The organism is Streptomyces sp. NPDC059917 (genome assembly GCF_042730635.1).
In the GTDB taxonomy this organism is placed as follows: domain Bacteria; phylum Actinomycetota; class Actinomycetes; order Streptomycetales; family Streptomycetaceae; genus Streptomyces.
This window is the reverse complement of record NZ_JBHWLC010000004.1, coordinates 1-17,928: the sequence shown is the minus strand read 5'-3', so window position 1 is coordinate 17,928 and position 17,928 is coordinate 1. Positions and strand designations below refer to the sequence as shown.

20 protein-coding genes are annotated in these 17,928 nt (G+C 70.6%); 8 read left to right on the top strand and 12 right to left on the bottom strand.

Going from position 1 to position 17,928, the window contains the following annotated elements; all coding sequences use genetic code 11:
- Nucleotides 1-90 precede the first annotated feature (90 nt).
- From ACFWAR_RS03405 to ACFWAR_RS03395, 3 genes are all read left to right on the top strand, one after another.
- Nucleotides 91-1,389, top strand: a complete 1,299-nt coding sequence (locus ACFWAR_RS03405; RefSeq protein ID WP_385772599.1) for a PTS transporter subunit EIIC — start codon at nt 91-93, stop codon at nt 1,387-1,389.
- 309 nt (nt 1,390-1,698) lie between these two features.
- Nucleotides 1,699-2,946 (top strand): PTS transporter subunit EIIC, encoded by a 1,248-nt coding sequence (locus ACFWAR_RS03400; RefSeq protein WP_385772598.1) that lies wholly within the window; start codon nt 1,699-1,701, stop codon nt 2,944-2,946.
- 116 nt (nt 2,947-3,062) lie between these two features.
- Complete coding sequence (locus ACFWAR_RS03395; RefSeq protein WP_385772597.1) at nt 3,063-3,962, top strand: hypothetical protein; 900 nt, start codon at nt 3,063-3,065, stop codon at nt 3,960-3,962.
- A gap of 42 nt (nt 3,963-4,004) precedes the next feature.
- On the opposite strand, the gene ACFWAR_RS03390 is transcribed toward ACFWAR_RS03395, so the two are convergent.
- Nucleotides 4,005-4,757, bottom strand: a complete 753-nt coding sequence (locus ACFWAR_RS03390; protein WP_385772596.1) for an MBL fold metallo-hydrolase — start codon at nt 4,755-4,757, stop codon at nt 4,005-4,007.
- Nucleotides 4,758-4,995: 238 nt separating this feature from the next.
- Between ACFWAR_RS03390 and ACFWAR_RS03385 the strand changes: the two genes are divergently transcribed.
- Together ACFWAR_RS03385 and ACFWAR_RS03380 are read left to right on the top strand one after the other, a co-directional pair.
- Nucleotides 4,996-5,427 (top strand): hypothetical protein, encoded by a 432-nt coding sequence (locus ACFWAR_RS03385; protein ID WP_385772595.1) that lies wholly within the window; start codon nt 4,996-4,998, stop codon nt 5,425-5,427.
- Complete coding sequence (locus tag ACFWAR_RS03380; RefSeq protein ID WP_385772594.1) at nt 5,424-5,783, top strand: DUF488 domain-containing protein; 360 nt, start codon at nt 5,424-5,426, stop codon at nt 5,781-5,783. Before ACFWAR_RS03385 ends, ACFWAR_RS03380 begins: the two co-directional genes overlap by 4 nt.
- 40 nt (nt 5,784-5,823) lie before the next feature.
- Here ACFWAR_RS03380 and ACFWAR_RS03375 read toward each other — a convergent pair whose 3' ends face one another.
- The 7 genes from ACFWAR_RS03375 to clpS form a co-directional block, all read right to left on the bottom strand.
- On the bottom strand, nt 5,824-6,774 hold the full coding sequence (locus ACFWAR_RS03375; protein ID WP_354384421.1) for a cysteine synthase: 951 nt from the start codon (nt 6,772-6,774) through the stop codon (nt 5,824-5,826).
- Nucleotides 6,774-7,061, bottom strand: coding sequence for a MoaD/ThiS family protein (locus ACFWAR_RS03370; protein ID WP_385772593.1), 288 nt, complete (start codon nt 7,059-7,061; stop codon nt 6,774-6,776). Before ACFWAR_RS03370 ends, ACFWAR_RS03375 begins: the two co-directional genes overlap by 1 nt.
- A 92-nt stretch (nt 7,062-7,153) precedes the next feature.
- The gene (locus ACFWAR_RS03365) at nt 7,154-7,264 is read right to left on the bottom strand and encodes a putative leader peptide (RefSeq protein WP_330330664.1); all 111 of its coding nucleotides are present in this window, start codon (nt 7,262-7,264) and stop codon (nt 7,154-7,156) included.
- 88 nt (nt 7,265-7,352) lie between these two features.
- Nucleotides 7,353-7,775, bottom strand: coding sequence for a M67 family metallopeptidase (locus ACFWAR_RS03360; RefSeq protein ID WP_354384419.1), 423 nt, complete (start codon nt 7,773-7,775; stop codon nt 7,353-7,355).
- A 75-nt stretch (nt 7,776-7,850) separates the two neighbouring features.
- Nucleotides 7,851-9,287 (bottom strand): amino acid permease, encoded by a 1,437-nt coding sequence (locus ACFWAR_RS03355; RefSeq protein WP_385772592.1) that lies wholly within the window; start codon nt 9,285-9,287, stop codon nt 7,851-7,853.
- A 340-nt stretch (nt 9,288-9,627) separates the two neighbouring features.
- Complete coding sequence (locus ACFWAR_RS03350; RefSeq protein WP_385772591.1) at nt 9,628-10,263, bottom strand: DUF2017 domain-containing protein; 636 nt, start codon at nt 10,261-10,263, stop codon at nt 9,628-9,630.
- Nucleotides 10,263-10,577 carry an ATP-dependent Clp protease adapter ClpS gene (clpS, locus tag ACFWAR_RS03345; RefSeq protein ID WP_354384416.1) on the bottom strand — a complete coding sequence of 105 codons (315 nt, stop codon included), beginning with the start codon at nt 10,575-10,577 and terminating at the stop codon, nt 10,263-10,265. The genes ACFWAR_RS03350 and clpS overlap by 1 nt, the downstream gene beginning before the upstream one ends.
- Before the next feature lie 80 nt (nt 10,578-10,657).
- On the opposite strand from clpS, the gene ACFWAR_RS03340 reads away from it, so the two are divergent.
- Nucleotides 10,658-11,986, top strand: coding sequence for a nicotinate phosphoribosyltransferase (locus ACFWAR_RS03340; RefSeq protein WP_385772590.1), 1,329 nt, complete (start codon nt 10,658-10,660; stop codon nt 11,984-11,986).
- 270 nt (nt 11,987-12,256) lie between these two features.
- On the top strand, nt 12,257-12,859 hold the full coding sequence (locus tag ACFWAR_RS03335; RefSeq protein WP_385772589.1) for a nicotinamidase: 603 nt from the start codon (nt 12,257-12,259) through the stop codon (nt 12,857-12,859).
- An 83-nt stretch (nt 12,860-12,942) separates the two neighbouring features.
- Here ACFWAR_RS03335 and ACFWAR_RS03330 read toward each other — a convergent pair whose 3' ends face one another.
- Both ACFWAR_RS03330 and ACFWAR_RS03325 read right to left on the bottom strand, forming a co-directional pair.
- The gene (locus ACFWAR_RS03330) at nt 12,943-13,248 is read right to left on the bottom strand and encodes a hypothetical protein (RefSeq protein ID WP_385772588.1); all 306 of its coding nucleotides are present in this window, start codon (nt 13,246-13,248) and stop codon (nt 12,943-12,945) included.
- A gap of 110 nt (nt 13,249-13,358) precedes the next feature.
- Nucleotides 13,359-15,659, bottom strand: a complete 2,301-nt coding sequence (locus ACFWAR_RS03325) for an immune inhibitor A domain-containing protein (protein ID WP_385772845.1) — start codon at nt 15,657-15,659, stop codon at nt 13,359-13,361.
- 492 nt (nt 15,660-16,151) lie between these two features.
- Here ACFWAR_RS03325 and ACFWAR_RS03320 point away from each other — a divergent pair, with 492 nt between their 5' ends.
- Nucleotides 16,152-16,421, top strand: a complete 270-nt coding sequence (locus tag ACFWAR_RS03320; protein ID WP_385772587.1) for a hypothetical protein — start codon at nt 16,152-16,154, stop codon at nt 16,419-16,421.
- 17 nt (nt 16,422-16,438) lie between these two features.
- On the opposite strand, the gene ACFWAR_RS03315 is transcribed toward ACFWAR_RS03320, so the two are convergent.
- On the bottom strand, nt 16,439-17,179 hold the full coding sequence (locus tag ACFWAR_RS03315) for an RDD family protein (protein WP_385772586.1): 741 nt from the start codon (nt 17,177-17,179) through the stop codon (nt 16,439-16,441).
- 100 nt (nt 17,180-17,279) lie between these two features.
- Nucleotides 17,280-17,928, bottom strand: a 649-nt coding sequence (locus ACFWAR_RS03310) for an RDD family protein (protein ID WP_385772585.1), incomplete at its 5' end; no start/stop codon positions are given.

Genomic DNA, 17,928 nt, shown 5'->3' with positions numbered 1-17,928 from the left:
ACCGCGTCGTAAGTGGTCTACACCAGTGTGCCGCAAGTGTCGCAACTGCCAAAAACGGGCCGCTCCGACGGCCGGCCAGGGAGGACGCCGATGAGCGCGAGCAGCGCCGCAGCAGTGCCGCAGCAGAAGTGGTGGAACGGCCTTTTCCAGGGGCTCCAGAAGATGGGCCGCAGCCTCCAGCTGCCGATCGCCGTCCTCCCCGCGGCCGGCCTCCTCAACCGCCTCGGCCAGGACGACGTCTTCGGCAAGGACGGCCTGGGCTGGACGGACGTCGCCAAGGTGATGGCGAGCGCGGGCGGCGCCCTGCTCAACTCCGACCTGGGCCTGCCCCTCCTCTTCTGCATCGGCGTGGCCATCGGCATGGCCAAGAAGGCCGACGGATCGACCGCCCTGGCCGCCGTCGTCGGCTTCCTCGTCTACCGCGGCGTCCTGCACGCCTTCCCCAAGTCGTGCCCGGAGGGCACCAAGGACATCGGGGGCGGCTGCCTGGGGCAGGGCGACTCCTTCGCGGAGTACACCTTCCAGAACCCGGGGGTCTTCGGCGGCATCATCATGGGCCTGCTGGCCGCGTGGTTCTGGCAGCGCTACCACCGGGTGAAGCTGGTCGACTGGCTCGGCTTCTTCAACGGCCGCCGACTCGTCCCGATCATCATGGCCTTCGTCGCGATCGCCTTCGCCGCGATCTGCCTGGGCATCTGGCCGGCGATCGGCGACGCGCTGGAGAGCTTCTCGGACTGGCTGGTCGGGCTCGGCTCGTGGGGCGCCGGAATCTTCGGCGTCGCGAACCGCGCGCTGCTGGTGATCGGCCTGCACCAGTTCCTGAACGTGCCGGTGTGGTTCCAGTTCGGCAGCTTCACCAAGCCGGACGGGCAGGTGGTCCACGGTGACATCGCGATGTTCCTGGCGGGCGACCCGAAGGCGGGGCAGTTCCTGTCCGGCTTCTTCCCCATCATGATGTTCGCGCTGCCCGCGGCGGCGCTGGCGATCACGCACTGCGCGAAGCCCGCCCGGCGCAAGCAGGTCGGCGGCCTGATGCTGTCGGTGGGCCTGACGTCCTTCGTCACGGGCATCACCGAGCCGCTGGAGTACTCCTTCCTCTTCATCGCGCCGCTGCTGTACGCGATCCACGCCGTGCTGACGGGCGTGTCGATGGCGGTCACCTGGGCGCTGGGGGTGCACGACGGCTTCAGCTTCTCGGCGGGCCTGATCGACTACCTGCTGAACTGGAACCTCGCCACGAAGCCGTGGATGATCATTCCGATCGGGCTCTGCTTCGCGGTGGTCTACTACGTCGTCTTCCGCTTCGCCATCACGAAGTTCAACCTCGCGACTCCGGGACGGGAGTCGGACGAGGAGATCGCGCAGATGGAACTGGACAACATCAAGTAGCGCGGCGCCGCCGCGGAGCGCGCGAGCCGCCGCGCGACATAGAGCACCAAACGGGACGGATGGCCATCCGTCCCGGGCACGAAGGCCTTCGGACCCCTCGGGTCCGGGGGCCTTTGTCGTTCATATCCAGATGTGTCCGCCGTCATGGAATTGGTGGGTTCCTTACGCAGACCTCACCGTGCTACAACTGGTCTACACCACTTAGTGGTGTAGACCACGCGGGCCCAACGGGCCCCGGTCCCCCCTTTCTGAGACGTCGCCTCCCCCTTCCACATCCCCGGGCGGCGCCTTGCCCAATGGAGGAAGTTGATGAGTACGGCAACCGCCGCTCCCACGAAGAAGTGGGGCTCCGGCCTGATGCAGGGCATGCAGAAGGTGGGTCGCAGCCTCCAGCTGCCCGTCGCCGTTCTGCCGGCCGCCGCGATCCTGCTGCGCCTCGGCCAGGACGACGTCTTCGGCAAGGACGGCCTGCACTGGGGCAAGGTCGCGCTGGTCTTCGCGAAGGCCGGTGACGGTGTCTTCGCGAACCTCGCCCTGCTCTTCTGCGTCGGTGTCGCCATCGGTTACGCGAAGAAGGCGGACGGCTCGACCGCCCTCGCCGCCCTCGTCGGCTTCCTCGTCTACAAGAGCGTGCTGACCGCGTTCCCGGTCGCCGGTTCGATCACCGCCCTGGCTCCGGCCGGCAAGCCGCAGGACCCGGGCGTGCTCGGCGGCATCATCGTCGGTCTCGTGAGCGCGATCATCTGGGAGAAGTACCACCGCACCAAGCTGGTGGACTGGCTCGGCTTCTTCAACGGCCGCCGTCTCGTCCCGATCCTCATGGCCTTCATCGGCACCCTCTTCGGCGTCTTCTTCGGTCTGGCCTGGGGCCCGGTCGGCGACGCGCTGGCCAGCTTCGGTGACTGGCTGATCGGCCTCGGTTCGGTCGGCGCGGGCATCTACGGCGTGTTCAACCGCGGTCTGATCCCGGTCGGCATGCACCAGTTCCTGAACACCTTCTTCCAGCAGCAGGTGGGCTCCTTCACCAAGGCCGACGGCTCCATCGTCACCGGTGAGATCCCGCGCTTCTTCGCCGGCGACCCGACCGCCGGTCAGTTCATGTCGGGCTTCTTCCCGATCATGATGTTCGGCCTCCCGGCCGCCGCGCTCGCCATCGCCCACTGCGCCAAGCCCAGCCGCCGCAAGGTCGTCATGGGCATGATGGTCTCCCTCGCGCTGACCTCCTTCATCACGGGTGTCACCGAGCCGATCGAGTTCACCTTCCTCTTCCTCGCCCCGCTCCTGTACGCCGTCCACGCGGTGCTGACCGGCCTCTCGATGGCCGTCACCTGGGGCCTGGGCGTCCACGACGGATTCGGCTTCTCGGCCGGCCTGATCGACTACCTGCTGAACTGGAAGCTCGCCACGAACCCGTGGATGATCATCCCGATCGGCCTGTGCTTCGGCGCGATCTACTACGTCGTCTTCCGCTTCGCCATCACGAAGTTCAACCTTCCGACCCCGGGCCGCGAGTCCGACGAGGAGATCGCCGAGATGGAGAAGGCCGAGGCGAAGTAAGCCCGGCCGCACCGCGCCCCCCGGGGCGTCCGGCGCACATATCGAGGTCCGAAGCCCCTGTCTTTCCCTCCGGAAGACAGGGGCTTCGGCCGTTGTGCGTTGCCTAGCCTGGAAACATGACAGAACAGCGCATTCTCGACCTTGACCGCGAACAGCTCGCCGCCCTGCGCGGGCGGGCACTGACCCGGGCCGTGGCCGCCGCCGAGGGGCGGACCATGGTCGCCGAGGTCTTCGGCGAGCGCGCCGCGCTGTCCCCGCACCCGGACGGCCGCGGGGTGCACAACGCCGAGCTGGTCGCCGCCTTCGGCGCGGACATCGTGGTGCTGAACCTCATCGAGCGCGCCTGGGACGGGGAGCGGCTGCGGCTGCCGGGGCTCGGCGAGTTCACCTCGTTCACGGAGCTGGCCCAGGTGATCGGCCGTCCGATCGGCGTGAACCTGGAGCCCGGCGACGTACCGGAGATCCGCCGGGCGAAGCCGGAGTACGCCAAGCGGCTGATCGACATGGGCGCGGCGATGCTGTGCATCACCGCGAACCCGGGCACGGGCGGCTCGTACGACGCGATGGCCCGGGTGACCGAGGAGCTGCGCCGCGGGCTGGGCGACGACGCGGCCCTGTGGTCGGGCAAGATGCACCACGCCGGGCACCCGGAGCGGGTGACCACGGCGCGGCTCACCGCGCTGGTGGACGCGGGCGCCGACGGGGTCGTCATGCCGCTGCCCGGCACGCTGCCCGGGGTGACGCGGGAGCTGGCGGCCGAGGCGGTGGCGGCGGTCCAGGACGCGGGCGCGATCGTGATGGGCGCCATCGGGACGAGCCAGGAGGGCAGCCACGCGAACGTGGTCCCGCAGCTCGCCCTGAACGCGAAGGAGGCGGGCTTCGACGCCCACCACTTCGGCGACTCCTACCTCCCGGGGATGTGCGACCCCGAGGTCATGTACGCGTACTCGGTGGCCATCCGCGGCCGGCGCCACACCTGGAACCGGATGGCCCTCTCCGGGCGGCGCGCCCGCTAGGGCGTGTCCCTCCGGGGGCGCCTCGCCGTCCGGAGGGACCGCCTAGACCTCGTAGACCTCGCCCGCGCGGGCGAGGTCCACGCGGCCCCCGTACACGGCGCGGGCGTCGGCGAGGTTGCGCTCGGCGTCGGTCCACGGCGGGATGTGGGTCAGGACGAGCCGCCCGACCCGGCCGTCGCGGGCGAACTCCCCCGCCTCGCGGCCGTTGAGGTGGAGGTCGGGGATGTCCTCCTTGCCGTGCGTGAAGGAGGCCTCGCAGAGCAGCAGGTCCACGTCCTCGGCGAGCAGGCCCAGCTCGGCGCAGACCCCGGTGTCGCCGGAGTACGTCAGCGAGCGGCCGCCGTGTTCGAGCCGGATGCCGTAGGACTCGATGGGGTGGGCCACGCGCTCGGTGCGGACCTGGAAGGGGCCGATCTCGAAGGTGCCGGGCTTGAGGGTGCGGAAGTCGAAGACCTCGCTCATGGAGCGCTCGTCCGGGACGTCCTCGTAGGCCGTGGTCAGGCGCTTCTCGGTGCCTTCGGGGCCGTAGACGGGGATGGTCCCGCAGCGGCCGCCCTCGTGGCGGTAGTAGCGGGCGACGAAGTAGCCGCACATGTCGATGCAGTGGTCCGCGTGCAGGTGGCTGAGGAAGACGGCGTCGAGGTCGTACAGACCGCAGTGACGCTGCAGCTCACCGAGGGCGCCGTTGCCCATGTCGAGGAGCAGCCGGAAGCCGTCGGCCTCGACGAGGTAGCTCGAGCAGGCCGATTCCGCGGAGGGGAACGAGCCGGAGCAGCCGACGACGGTGAGCTTCATGGAGACGGGAACCTCCGTGGACGGTCCGTGGACGTTACACGGATACGGGGAGGGCGACGGGGGCGTGCGTGGAGTCGAGCGTAAAGCGCGAATCGTCCCGTCGCTCCTCCGCGGCGGGCCGTTGTGGGGCAACTCACCTGCGGTGTCACCCGGTGGAGCGACGGCCCGTACACGGGTTGCCGCGCACGGGCCGGGCGCGGACCGTGCGGGCGGGTGGGGGCGCGGTTACGGTCGATGCATGGACACGTCCTGGTGGCCCGGGGTGGCGGCGGTGGTGGCCGTGGCCCTCGTGCTGCTGGTGGCGGGACGGCGGAAGGCGGCGGTGCGGCCGGGGCGGACGGTGGCGGCCGGGCAGGGCCCGGGGCCGGCGCCGCGGCCGGTGGCGCGCGAGCTGTGGTGCCTGGCGGACGGCCGGTCCTACCTGGTCCTGGCGGTACGGGGGCCGCGCGCGCGGGTCGCGCCGGTGACCGGGAAGTACCGGGACGCCCGGCCGGGAGTGATCGCGCTGCCGCCGGGGGTGCTCGGGGCGGCGCACGGCCGGGCCGCGTTCGTGGAGGCGGACCGGGCGCGGGAGGTCTCGGTGTGGGAGCTGCGCCGACGGGTCGGTTCCGTGGATCCCGCGGTGTGGGACCAGGTGAAGGGGCTCGGACTGGGAGGTGAGGGCCGGTGACGCGGACGGTTCGGCTGCGGCGCGTCTACGATCCCCCGGACCCGGCGGCGGACGGCGTCCGCGTGCTGGTGGACCGGCTGTGGCCGCGGGGGCTGGCGAAGGCGGTGGCCGCGGTGGACGAGTGGCCCAAGGAGCTCACCCCGTCGGCGGAGCTGCGCACGTGGTTCCACGGCGGGGGCGGGGACTTCGAGGAGTTCCGCGAGCGGTACGAGGCGGAGTTGGCCGGGGCCGGGGCGGTGGCCGCGCTGGAGCGGCTGCGGGCCCTGGCGGCGGCCGGTCCCCTGACCCTGCTGACCGCGGTCAAGGACCCGCCGACCAGCCACGCCGCGGTCCTGGCGGCCCTCCTGACCCACTGAGGGCCCGCCGGAGGCCGGTACGGCCTCCGGCGGGGAAGGGCTAGGCCCAGAGCTGGCCCTGGAGGACCTCGATGGCCTCTTCCGTCGTGGCCGCCGTGTAGACGCCCGTCGACAGGTACTTCCACCCGCCGTCGGCGACGACGAAGACGATGTCCGCGGACTCGCCGGCGGCGACCGCCTTGCGGCCCACGCCGATCGCCGCGTGCAGCGCGGCCCCGGTGGAGACGCCCGCGAAGATGCCCTCCTGCTGGAGCAGTTCCCGGGTCCGGGTGACCGCGTCCGCGGAGCCCACCGAGAAGCGGGTGGTGAGCACGGAGGCGTCGTACAGCTCCGGGACGAAGCCCTCGTCCAGGTTGCGCAGGCCGTAGACGAGGTCGTCGTAGCGCGGTTCGGCGGCGACGATCCGGACGCCCTCGACGTGTTCGCGCAGGTAGCGGCCGACGCCCATGAGGGTTCCGGTGGTGCCGAGGCCCGCCACGAAGTGGGTGATGGACGGGAGGTCGGCGAGGATCTCCGGGCCGGTCGTGGCGTAGTGGGCGCCCGCGTTGTCCGGGTTGCCGTACTGGTAGAGCATCACCCAGTCCGGGTGCTCCGCCGCCAGTTCCTTGGCGACGCGGACCGCCGTGTTGGAGCCGCCCGCGGCGGGCGACGGGATGATCTCGGCTCCCCACATGGCCAGGAGGTCACGGCGCTCCTGGCTGGTGTTCTCCGGCATGACGCATACGATCCGGTAGCCCTTGAGCTTCGCCGCCATGGCGAGCGAGATGCCCGTGTTGCCGGAGGTGGGCTCCAGGATCGTGCAGCCGGGGTAGAGGCGGCCGGACTTCTCGGCCTGCTCGACCATGTGGAGCGCGGGGCGGTCCTTGATCGAGCCGGTCGGGTTGCGGTCCTCCAGCTTGGCCCAGATCCGGACGTCCTCGGAGGGGGACAGCCGGGGCAGCCGGACCAGCGGGGTGTTGCCGACCGCCGCCAGCGGGGAGTCGTAGCGCATTACTTCGATCCGCCGGCCACGGCCGGGAGGATGGTGACGCTGTCGCCGTCCTTCAGCTCGGTGGTGATGCCGGCGAGGAAGCGGACGTCCTCGTCGTTGAGGTACACGTTCACGAAGCGGCGCAGCTCGCCGCCCTTGGCCGCGTCGATGATGCGCTCCTGGATGCCCTTGTGGCGGGTCTCCAGGTCGGCGAAGAGGTCGCCGAGGGTCGCGCCCTCACCGGAGACGGCCTTCTCGCCGTCGGTGTAGGTGCGGAGGATGGTCGGGATGCGGACCTCGATGGCCATGGCTGGCTCCAGTCGTGAAGGAAGCGGGAAGGGCGTTGCGGGCGGAGCGGGTTCGCGGTGCGGCGCGGCGCGCGGCGCCGGCACTGCGGTACTCAGGCAGCGGCAGGACAGATGGCACTGGCGAGGCGGCACAGGTCGACGTGCAGCCGCGCCACGAGCAGCAGCCTGCCGGGCGTCTCGATGCTCACGTCGTGGGGAACCATGCGGTCATGTTAACGATTCCCGGTCCGGCGTTTGGAGTGTGATTCCGCATCGTGGACGCCTTCGGCTCACATACTGGGCAGTAACCCCTCAGTAACCGGCCACGACCTGCACTTCTTCCTCCGTGATCACTCCGTCGACGATCCGGTACGACCGGAACTGGAACTCCCCGAGGCCGTCCGCGTCCGCCGTGGAGACCAGGACGTAGTGCGCGCCGGGCTCGTTCGCGTAGGTCACGTCCGTGCGCGAGGGGTACGCCTCGGTCGCGGTGTGCGAGTGGTAGACGATCACGGGCTCCTCGTCCCGGTCGTCCAGCTCGCGGTAGAGCTTGAGCAGGTCCTTGGAGTCGAACTCGTAGAACGTGGGCGACCGCGCGGCGTTCAGCATCGGGACGAACCGCTCGGGGCGGCCGGTGCCCGCCGGACCGGCGACGATCCCGCAGGCCTCGTCCGGGTGGTCCTTGCGGGCGTGCTCGACGATCCGGTCGTACAGGTCCTGGGTGAGGGTCAGCATGAGCGAAAGGATAAACAGACGGGCCCTCCCGTACCGAGGAGTGGTACGGAAGGGCCCGGATGCTGGACAGGAGCCTTACGAGGCCTTGACGAAGGCGTCCGCGTTCGGGTTGCGGCTCTTCATCACCAGGTAGGAGACGCCGAGGATCAGACCCCACAGCGGGGCGCAGTACAGCGAGACGCGGGCGTCCTTGTCGATGCCCATCATCACGATGACCATGGCGATGAAGGCGAGCGCGAACCAGCTCGTGTACGGGGCTCCGGGCGCCCGGAACGGGGACGCGGGCAGCTCGCCGCGGTCGGACTTGGCGCGGTAGCGGATCTGGCAGACCAGGATCATGATCCAGGCCCACATGCCGGAGATGGTGGCGAAGGAGACCACGTACTCGAAGGCCTTGCCCGGGGCGACGTAGTTGATCCAGACGCCCACCAGCATCAGCGCGGCGGAGAAGGTGGTGCCGATGAGCGGGGTGCCGCTCTTGGTCAGCTTGGTGAAGACCTTCGGGCCCTGGCCGTTCTGCGCGAGGTCGCGCAGCATGCGGCCGGTGGAGTACATGCCCGAGTTGCAGGAGGACAGGGCGGCGGTCAGCACCACGAAGTTGACGACGGCCGCGCCGATGCCGAGGCCCATCTTCTCGAAGGCCAGCACGAAGGGGCTCTCGCCCGCCTTGAACTCGTGCCACGGGATGACCGACAGGATCATGATCAGCGCGCCGACGTAGAAGACGGCGATCCGCCACGGCACGGTGTTGATGGCCTTGGGAAGGGTCTTCTCCGGGTCCTTGGACTCACCGGCGGTGACGCCGACGAGCTCGACCGCGAGGAAGGCGAACATCACGATCTGCAGGGTCATCAGCGTCTCGCCGATGCCGTTGGGGAAGAAGCCCCGGTCGTTCCACAGGTTCGAGACGCTCGCCGTGTCGGCCGCGTCGGAGAAGCCGATGGTCAGGATGCCCGCGCAGATCAGGATCATGCCGACGATGGCGGTGACCTTGACCATGGAGAACCAGAACTCCAGCTCGCCGAAGAGCTTCACGGAGATCAGGTTGGCGCCGTAGAGGATGAGCGTGAAGATCAGCGCGAAGCCCCACTGCGGGAAGCTGCCGTCCGTCCAGAACGCCATGTACTTCGCGGCGGCGGTGACCTCGACGATGCCGGTGACCACCCAGAAGAGCCAGTAGGTCCAGCCCGTCACGTACCCCCAGAAGGGGCCCAGGAACTCGCGGGCGTAGTCCGAGAAGGAGCCCGAGACGGGGCGGTACATGAGCAGCTCGCCCAGGGCCCGCATGATGAAGAAGATGACCAGGCCGGCGATGGCGTAGGCCAGGATCAGGCTCGGGCCCGCCTTGGAGATCGCCTTTCCGGCGCCCAGGAAGAGGCCGGTGCCGATGGCTCCGCCGATGGCGATCATCTGGATCTGCCGCGCGCCGAGCGTGCGGTGGTAACCCTCGCCCGCCTCGGCTCCGCCGCCGGCCGGCTTCGTGTCGTCGTGCTCGACCTGCACAGAGGTCATGTCTTGGTGCGCCTTTCTCCACGCCGACCCGCGCCTTGGAGTGGCTGCGGACCGGATCCTCGATCCCCCCGGATACGGATGGAGTTGCACCCGGCGGTCGGCCGGTTGGAGCGAGCCGGGGAACAGGGGTGGCGTCCCGTCGGCAGTCGTGAAGATTTATCACGGCCTTACGGGTGATCGAGGTGCGAAAAAGTGACCCATGGCACGAAAAAATACGGACAAAGCCCCTGAACGCGATCAGACCACCACATGGTGGTGATCTGATCGTTATCCGGATTTGAGCGTCCGCTGAGCGAACGGCGCGTGTCGGGAGTGTGACGGGAGCCCGCCGGGAGCCCCCTCAGAGGGTCTCGATCAGCGTCTCCTGGAGGCCGCCGAGCCACAGGTACGCCATCACCATCGGCTTGCGCGGGTCGTCGTCCGGCAGCCGGAAGAGGACCGCGCTCTCGTCGTCCTCGGTGATCTCCAGCCGCGCCGCGATGGTGAGCCGCAGGTCGTTGAGCGAGCCGAGCCAGCGCAGCGGCAGCTCCCCGGTCAGCTCCAACACCGCGCCGCCGCCGTCGTCGTCGGACTCCTCGTCCAGGCCGTCGTCGAGCGTCAGCGCGTCGAGGCTGCGTACGACGGCCAGCGCGTCCTCGCGCTTGCGGGTGCGCAGGTCGTTCTCGGTGAAGCGGCGGAACTCGGCCGAGTGGGCCCGCACTTCCTCCGGGTCGGCCGCGCCGTCGCCGCCGGGACCGCCGTAGGCGTCCGGGAAGAGCCGGGCCAACGCCGGGTCGGAGGGCGGCTCGGTGGGGCCGTCGGCGGCGAACAGGACCGCCAGCGGGTCGGCGTCCTCGGCCGGTTCGGCCGCGCCGGGGCCGATCAGCTCCAGCAGCTGGACGGCCAGCGAGCGCAGGATCTGGATCTCGATCTCGTCGAGGGCGACGGCCGCGCCGCCGCCGTCGAGCGGCACGAAGGTGCCCGTCTCGCGCTCCATCAGTTGCGGTCCTGGGAGAGGGTCGCCCACAGGCCGTAGCCGTGCATGGCCTGCACGTCGCGTTCCATTTCCTCGCGGCTGCCGCTGGAGACGACCGCCCGCCCCTTGTGATGGACGTCGAGCATCAGTTTGTTCGCCTTGTCCTTGGAGTAGCCGAAGTACGCCTGGAACACGTACGCGACGTAGCTCATGAGATTGACGGGGTCGTTGTGCACCAGCGTCACCCAGGGGACGTCGGGCTCGGGGACCGCGAAGGTCTCCTCGGCGGATTCGGTGCGTTCGATCTCAATGGGGGCGACACTCACTCGTCCCATGCTGCCACTGTGACGGGCCCGTCGCACAAACGGGCCCTACATCTCGTCACTTTGACGAGATGTGCGCTAGCATCCGTGCCATGAACCCTGCGGACCTGGGCCTGCCGGTGGACGTGCCGTCGACAGCGCTCTTCACGGACCATTACGAGCTGACGATGTTGCAGGCCGCCCTGGCCAACGGCACCGCCGACCGGCGCTCGGTCTTCGAGGTCTTCACCCGACGGCTGCCGGAAGGCCGGCGCTACGGAGTGCTGGCCGGAACGGGCCGGGTGCTGGACGCGGTGGAGAACTTCCGCTTCGACGCCGCCGTGCTGGAATTCCTGCGCGAGCGGGCCGTCGTCGACATGCGGACCCTGGACTGGCTGGCCTCGTACCGCTTCTCCGGCGACATCTGGGGCTACCCGGAGGGCGAGGTCTACTTCCCCGGCTCCCCGGTGCTGCGCGTCGAGGGCAGTTTCGCCGAGTGCGTGCTGCTGGAGACCGTGATCCTCTCGATCCTCAACCACGACTCGGCGATCGCCGCCGCCGCCTCCCGGATGTCCTCGGCGGCGGGCGGGCGGCCGCTGATCGAGATGGGCGCGCGGCGCACCCACGAGCTGGCCGCGGTGGCCTCGGCGCGGGCCGCGTACGTCGGCGGCTTCGCCTCCACCTCGGACCTGGCGGCGGGCTTCCGGTACGGGATCCCCACGGTGGGGACCAGCGCGCACGCGTTCACCCTGGTGCACGACAGCGAGCGGGACGCCTTCGAGGCCCAGGTGGCCTCGCTGGGCGGCTCGACCACGCTGCTGGTGGACACGTACGACGTCGCCGAGGCGGTGCGGACGGCCGTCGAGGTGGCGGGGACCGGGCTCGGCGCGGTCCGCATCGACTCCGGCGACCTGCTGCTCGTCGCGCACCGGGTGCGCCAGCAGCTGGACGAGCTGGGGGCCACCGGCACCCGCATCGTGGTCACCTCCGACCTGGACGAGTACGCGATCGCCTCGCTGGCCGCGGCGCCCGTGGACGCGTACGGGGTGGGCACGCAGCTGGTCACCGGCAGCGGGCACCCGACGTGCTCGATGGTCTACAAGCTGGTCGCCCGGGCCACCTCCGCCGATCCGAAGGCGGTCCTGCACCCGGTGGCGAAGAAGTCCTCCGGCGGCAAGACCTCGGTGGGCGGCCGCAAGTGGGCGGCCCGGCGGCGGGACGCCGACGGGGTGGCCGAGGCGGAGGTCATCGGCACCGGAGCCGTGCCGTCGGCGCTGGCCGGGGAGCAGCTGCTGGTGCAGCTGGTCAAGGGCGGCGAGGTGGTCGCCCGGGAGCCGCTGGAGGCGGCGCGCGACCGCCACCGCGCGGCGCTGGCGGCCCTGCCCCTCTCCGCGACCCAGCTCTCCCGCGGCGAGGCCGTGATCCCGACCGAGTACGCCTGACCCTCCCGGGGGGCCGCTCCAGGACCCGCCTCAATCGCCGGCGGGGCTGGATGGGCCGGGGCCGAGGCGGGCCCGACCAGCCCCGCCCGGCCCGTCCCCGCCGACAAGACTGGGCCCCGCCCAATCCAGCCCCGCCGACGAGGCTGGAGCGGGCAGCGGCTGGCGGCTCGCTCGGGTTCGGGGTGGGGGGAGCGGGGAAGAGGGCCAGCGGAGGGCCGGGCGGCCGGAAGCAGGGGCACAGACGTCACACCGAGCGAAGGACACGCGAACATGCACCGCGCACTGATCGTCGTCGACGTACAGAACGACTTCTGCGAAGGCGGCAGCCTCGCGGTCACCGGGGGCGCCGACGTGGCCGCCTCCATCACGGAGCTGATCGGCCAGGCCACCCCCGGCTACCGGCACGTCGTCGCCACCCGCGACCACCACGTCGACCCCGGCGCGCACTTCGCCCGCCCCCCGGCCGAGCCGGATTACGAGACCTCCTGGCCGGTGCACTGCGTGGCCGGGACCGAGGGCGTCGGGTTCCACCCGAACTTCGCCCCCGCCGTCGCCTCGGGCGCCGTCTCGGCCGTCTTCGACAAGGGCGCCTACGACGCTGCGTACAGCGGTTTCGAGGGCGCCGACGAGAACGGCGCCACCCTCGCGGACTGGCTGCGCGCCCGCCAGGTCACCGAGGTCGACGTGGTCGGCATCGCCACGGACCACTGCGTCCGGGCGACCGCCCTGGACGCCGTCCGCGCGGGCTTCGACACCCGCGTGCTGCTCGACCTCACGGCGGGAGTGGCCCCGCACAGCACGGAGCGGGCCCTGGAGGAGCTCAGGACGGCCGGGGTGAAGCTCTCCGGCTCCCCGCACGTGACCGGCGCGTAGGACGCCCCGCAGGGCCCGTGCGTCCCACGGGACCCACGCACAGCGGACGCACAGGTTTTGCCCAGGCTTTGCCCAGGTCGAGCTCAGGCACCCGGCAGCAGGGCCCTGATCGGGTGCCACAGCTCCTCGGCCCGGTCGGGGGCGCCGCGCCACAGCAGGCCGTCCGGATGGTGCAGGACCGCCGTCACCTCGTCGGGCGTCGGCGGCTGCCCGTTCCCCCGCAGGTACACGGCCCGCATCCCGAGGTTCCGCAGCCTGGTCAGGGCGCGGGCCCGGTTCACGGCGTGCACCAGCACGCGGACATTTCCGCCCTCACCGGACGGTCTGGGCAGCGTGAGCGCGACCACCACGCTGCCGCCGGGCAATCGGACGAAACCTCCACCGGGCATGCTTGTCATCTCCCCCGTCAATAAGAAACTCGCACGGGCATCTAAACGCGAACGGCCGCCGCCCGCTAGGGGGCGACGGCCGATCATGCTCTGACCTGCGGCGATGCGTGTTACTTGGTGGAGGGACCGACCTCGACCGTCATCTGGAGACCGTCGTAGGGCTCCTTCACGATCTTGATCTTGGTGTTGGTGTCAGTGACCTTCACCGAACCGGTCGGGTTCTCGTCGTAGTAGTACTTGCCCTTGTGGTCGTCGAAGACCAGGTTGGCGGGCTTCGGCTTCAGGAAGAGCGCCTGGCCGTTCTTGTGCAGGGTGAAGGCATCCGTCGAGTACGCGCTGAAGGTGGCGTCGTACGGCTGGATCTTGTTCCGCAGCAGGGTGCCGTCGGCCCACTTCATGGGCTTGGCGTTGGCGTCGATCGGGAGGATCAGACCCTGGCCCGGGTGCTGGCTGGTGTTGTTGTCCTTCTGCGAGGTGTCCCACTGCCAGATGAGCAGGCCGTCCTGGTACGGGTAGTGCTCGACCCAGCCCGGCTTGGTGTCGGCCCAACCGAAGTTGTACGGGCCCACCTTGAGGGTGGAGTCGTAGGAGACGTAGCGACGGTTCTCCGCCAGGTAGTACTGCGCGTACTCCTTGGTGAAGCTGGCGCCGATGCGGGAGAAGCCCTTGCCCGTCCAGCCGTTGTCGCCGTTCTCGGCGCCGTCGGTGAAGAGGGCCTGGCCGTCCGCGGTCACGGTGATGGCGTCGGCGGTGAAGCCCTTGCCGCCCGCGCCGCCGTCCGTCTGGTAGCGGAAGCGGATGTCGATCTTCTTGCCCGCGTAGCCGTCGAGCGGGTACTTCAGGTCCTGCCAGGCGCCGGAGACGTCCGTCAGGGCCGGGTTGCCGCCCGCGTCGAGCGGGATGGCCTTGCCGTTCGCGGTGCCGGCGAGGGCGGTCCAGTTGGCGCCGCCGTCGGTGGAGGCCTCCGCGTAGAGGAAGTCGTAGTCCTTCTCGATGTCCCACCAGCCCTTGAGGGACAGGGCCGCGGAGGACTTGCCGGTCAGGTCGACCGGGCGCGAGAGGGTGTTCTTGAGGTCGTCACCCATGTTGCTCCACCACTGGGTGGCGCCTTCGGCGGGAGCGACGATGTCCGTCTTGACCTGCTTCGCGGGCAGGTCGACGACCAGGGCCTGCTTGTCCTTGGTGTTGTACTCCGAGACGCCCAGCTTGTGGGTGGACTTCGTCCCGGCCTTGGCCTTGTCGTAGTTCAGCCAGCCCAGCTGGAACTTGTCCCAGGCGGTCATGTCGCCCGGGAGGTCGCCTATGGAGTCCTTGCCCTCGCCGAGCCAGGAGCCCGCCGACATCAGGGACCAGAAGCCGACCGAGTTCTCGCCGCCGCCGGAGGTGTCGTACAGGTCCGGGAGGCCGAGGTCGTGGCCGTACTCGTGCGCGAAGACGCCGAGGCCGCCGTTCTCGGGCTGCATCGTGTAGTCGCCGACCCAGATGCCGGTGTTGCCGATCTGGGTGCCGCCGGCCTTGTTGTTCGCCGGGCCGGTCTTGCCCGCGTCGGTGCCGTAGGCGTACCAACGGTGCGCCCACAGGGCGTTGGTGCCCTGCACGCCGCCGCCGGCCGACTCGTCCTCGCCCGCGTGGACAATCTGGAAGTGGTCGATGTAGCCGTCGGGCTCGTTGAAGTTGCCGTCGCCGTCGAAGTCGTTGCGGTCCCACTGGTCGTACTGCGCCAGCTGGGCCTTGATCTCGGCGTCGGTCTTGCCGGCCTTCTTCTGGGCGTCGGCCCAGGCGGTGACGCCGTCGCGGACGGTGTCCCAGACGTTGGAGCAGTTGGTCTGACCGCAGTAGTTCGAGCCGTAACGGGCCTCGTTGTACGGGATCTTGACCCAGTCCTGGACCTGGCCCTCGACCGAGTAGCGACCCGAGGAGGTCTTCTCGTAGTAGGTCTTCAGCGAGTTCTTGCCCTGGCCGGTACCGAAGTACAGGTCCTGGAAGTAGTCGCGGCTGAAGTCCTTGCGCCAGGCGGTGCTGTTGTTCGTCTTGCGGTCGGGCTGGGCGATCTGGTTGTGCGCCGGGCCGGGGTTGCCGCCGTACTTCTGCACGGGGGGCTTCGGGCCGTCGGGGCCGTCCGGGTCGAACATGGTGGTGCTGTCCACCTGGTCGCCGAAGTCGACGAGGATCGTGAAGATCTTGTCGGTCTTCTCGCGGCCCAGCTCGACGTACTTCTTGTCGTCGAGCTTGACGACCTTCGACGCGCCACGCTGCTCGACGTTGGTCTTGCCCGCCAGCACCTGCTCCAGGGCGGCCTTGCGGGCCTGCTCCTGCTGCTTGCTGAACGGACCGTCGAGGTTGTGGTTGACCGAGTTGGCCGGAGCCGTCGGGTCCTGATGGACGGCGGCCGCCACGGGCGCGGGGGCCACGGGGCCCGACGCGGTCGCGGTGGTGAAGGCTGCGCCGCTGGCGGCGCACGCGGCGATGGTCACGGCGACAGCCGCGGCGCGCAGCGCCCGCCTTCTGGCGGAGTCTGAGTTGCTGGTCACTTGATGTCGTTCCCCTCCCGCGGCCGCCAGGACGTTCGGAACGTCTCCATCGGAGCGGGGGGTTCCGCGCGGCACGCGTCTCAAGTGACGACATTTGACCGGAGTAACGCGAGAAAAGACAGACCTTGACTTGTTCCCTACAACTGCACTATGCGGTCAGGGAGTTCCGTTATTCGGACGTTCCACAGCCATATGGGGCGAACGGCGCTTCCCGCCCGCGCCCGCGCCCCCCATCTCGGGCCAACGCATGACTCCGTGCGCCCCCCATGCTCCGGGAGACCGGTGCCAACGGGTTAGGACACGCTTACCGTTGGTCAGGCTCGGGCATCCCCCGTCGTAGAGTTCCCTCCCTGCTTGAGGACGGATACCGCCATGCCGCGACCGACCGCCGTTCAGCTCACTTCCGGTTCCGTCACCGTCGTCGTGTCGACGATCGCCATGCTGCTGCTCTCGCAGACGAGCACGGGCCTCGGCGTCGCGGTCATCTCTGCGGCGGCCCTCGCCCTCGGCCTGCTCGTCGCCCTCACCGTGCCCATGCCGAAGCGGCGGCGCCGTGGACCCGACACCGCCGTGGACGCACCGGCGGCCGCCCGGGTCCCCGCACCCCGGACGGCCGCCGCCGAACACTCCGTGCACCACTAGGGCGCACGGCTCGACTCCTACGTGGCCGAGCTGACCACCACGGTCTTGGCGACCTTGTCGTGCCACGCCTGCTTGTACGGCTTGTCGATGAGCATCGAGACGACGAGCGCGATCGGCCACAGGCAGAAGCAGCAGAGCAGCGTCGGCAGCCAGAGCACGGCGGCGCGCGTCAGCGCGGCGTTGGACGGCGGGACGCTGCCGTCGTTCAGCATGGCGACGCGCACGCTCATCGCCCTCTTGCCGATGGTCTGACCGTTCTTCTTGGTCATGAACCAGTCATAGCCGACGTAGGCGAGGATCCCGATCAGGGTCCAGATCAGACCGCTGCCGCTGTACGACCTGACGACGACGTCGCTGATGTCGTCGCCCTTGCTGGTGTCGACGACGTAGCGCTTGCTGCTGAAGATCCACTGCAGGAGGTACAGCGGCACGCTGATGATCAGCAGGTCGATGACGCGGGCCGCGAGCCGCTTGCCGAAGTCCGCGAGCGGGGGCATCCCGGCGAGCGGGTCGGGCATGCCGTAGCCGCCCCCGCCGTACGGGCCGCCGCCGCCGTAGGGCGGCGGGGGCGGGGGCGGGTATCCGCCTCCACCGGGCGGGGTCCCGCCGTAGGGGCCGCCGCCCTGCGGCGGGGTGGGCCCGCCGGGCGGCGGTGAGCCGTACGGCGAGCCGCCCGACGGCGGCGTCGGCTGCTGGGGCTTCTTGAGGAACGGGTCGTCCTCGGGCGACGGGCCCGGCGGCGGCTGGTCGGTGCTCATGGCCCGAGTCGAACCCGGCCGCGCACCCCGCGCAATGCGACCGCGTCCGTTCGGGCGACCCGCCCGGCCGAACGGGCCCCGGCGGGCCGGGGGTCGGCCCTCAGCGGACCACGTACGTCCCCGCCGCCCTGTCGTGCCAGCCCTGCCGGCGGGTCCGGTCGCCCAGGCACCGCAGCGCGGGCAGGCCCAGCAGCGCGAACACCAGCCAGCGGCGCAGCGCCGCGGCGAAGGACGGCGGGCGCCGGGTCGCGACCGAGAGCACCCTGATCCCGAACAGCTTCTTGCCCACCGTGCGGCCCCACCGCGCGGTCGGCAGCACCTCGCAGAAGACGCCGAAGAGCAGTACGGCGCCGAGTACGACGCCCAGGTACCCGGCGGTGGTCCCGTCGAGCAGCCACACCGTGACGGTGCGCCCGCTCACCCGGGCCGCCTCCACCTTGGCGTCCAGGTGCGCGGTGACGGCCGGCAGGAGGGGCTGGGCCACGGCCACCGCGACGGCGCCCAGCACCACCGAGTCCACGGCCCGCGCGAGCAGCCGGCGGGCCGGACCGGCGGGGCGCGCGGCCCGCTCGGCCATCCGCTCGAAGACGGCGTGATCGGTGCGCCGGGGGGCACGGACCGCTTCCTCGGCCGGAGCCGGAGCCGGAGCCGGAGCGGCGGCGGGAACGGGCGCGGGGGCCGCGGGCGCGACGACGGGCGCGGGGGCCGGGGCCGGGTCGGGAGCGGGCGCCACGGCGGTGCGGGCGCTG

Excerpts from the sequence above, each read along its gene's own strand:
- clpS (WP_354384416.1), bottom strand. The coding sequence starts at position 10,577 with ATGGGACGAGTGAGTGTCGCCCCCATTGAGATCGAACGCACCGAATCC.
- ACFWAR_RS03350 (WP_385772591.1), bottom strand. The coding sequence starts at position 10,263 with ATGGAGCGCGAGACGGGCACCTTCGTGCCGCTCGACGGCGGCGGCGCG.
- ACFWAR_RS03315 (WP_385772586.1), bottom strand. The coding sequence starts at position 17,179 with ATGAGCACCGACCAGCCGCCGCCGGGCCCGTCGCCCGAGGACGACCCG.
- ACFWAR_RS03400 (WP_385772598.1), top strand. The coding sequence starts at position 1,699 with ATGAGTACGGCAACCGCCGCTCCCACGAAGAAGTGGGGCTCCGGCCTG.
- ACFWAR_RS03375 (WP_354384421.1), bottom strand. The coding sequence starts at position 6,774 with ATGCGCTACGACTCCCCGCTGGCGGCGGTCGGCAACACCCCGCTGGTC.
- ACFWAR_RS03340 (WP_385772590.1), top strand. The coding sequence starts at position 10,658 with ATGAACCCTGCGGACCTGGGCCTGCCGGTGGACGTGCCGTCGACAGCG.
- ACFWAR_RS03335 (WP_385772589.1), top strand. The coding sequence starts at position 12,257 with ATGCACCGCGCACTGATCGTCGTCGACGTACAGAACGACTTCTGCGAA.
- ACFWAR_RS03390 (WP_385772596.1), bottom strand. The coding sequence starts at position 4,757 with ATGAAGCTCACCGTCGTCGGCTGCTCCGGCTCGTTCCCCTCCGCGGAA.
- ACFWAR_RS03330 (WP_385772588.1), bottom strand. The coding sequence starts at position 13,248 with ATGCCCGGTGGAGGTTTCGTCCGATTGCCCGGCGGCAGCGTGGTGGTC.
- ACFWAR_RS03365 (WP_330330664.1), bottom strand. The coding sequence starts at position 7,264 with ATGGTTCCCCACGACGTGAGCATCGAGACGCCCGGCAGGCTGCTGCTC.
- ACFWAR_RS03405 (WP_385772599.1), top strand. The coding sequence starts at position 91 with ATGAGCGCGAGCAGCGCCGCAGCAGTGCCGCAGCAGAAGTGGTGGAAC.
- ACFWAR_RS03370 (WP_385772593.1), bottom strand. The coding sequence starts at position 7,061 with ATGGCCATCGAGGTCCGCATCCCGACCATCCTCCGCACCTACACCGAC.
- ACFWAR_RS03395 (WP_385772597.1), top strand. The coding sequence starts at position 3,063 with ATGACAGAACAGCGCATTCTCGACCTTGACCGCGAACAGCTCGCCGCC.
- ACFWAR_RS03385 (WP_385772595.1), top strand. The coding sequence starts at position 4,996 with ATGGACACGTCCTGGTGGCCCGGGGTGGCGGCGGTGGTGGCCGTGGCC.
- ACFWAR_RS03360 (WP_354384419.1), bottom strand. The coding sequence starts at position 7,775 with ATGCTGACCCTCACCCAGGACCTGTACGACCGGATCGTCGAGCACGCC.
- ACFWAR_RS03355 (WP_385772592.1), bottom strand. The coding sequence starts at position 9,287 with ATGACCTCTGTGCAGGTCGAGCACGACGACACGAAGCCGGCCGGCGGC.
- ACFWAR_RS03320 (WP_385772587.1), top strand. The coding sequence starts at position 16,152 with ATGCCGCGACCGACCGCCGTTCAGCTCACTTCCGGTTCCGTCACCGTC.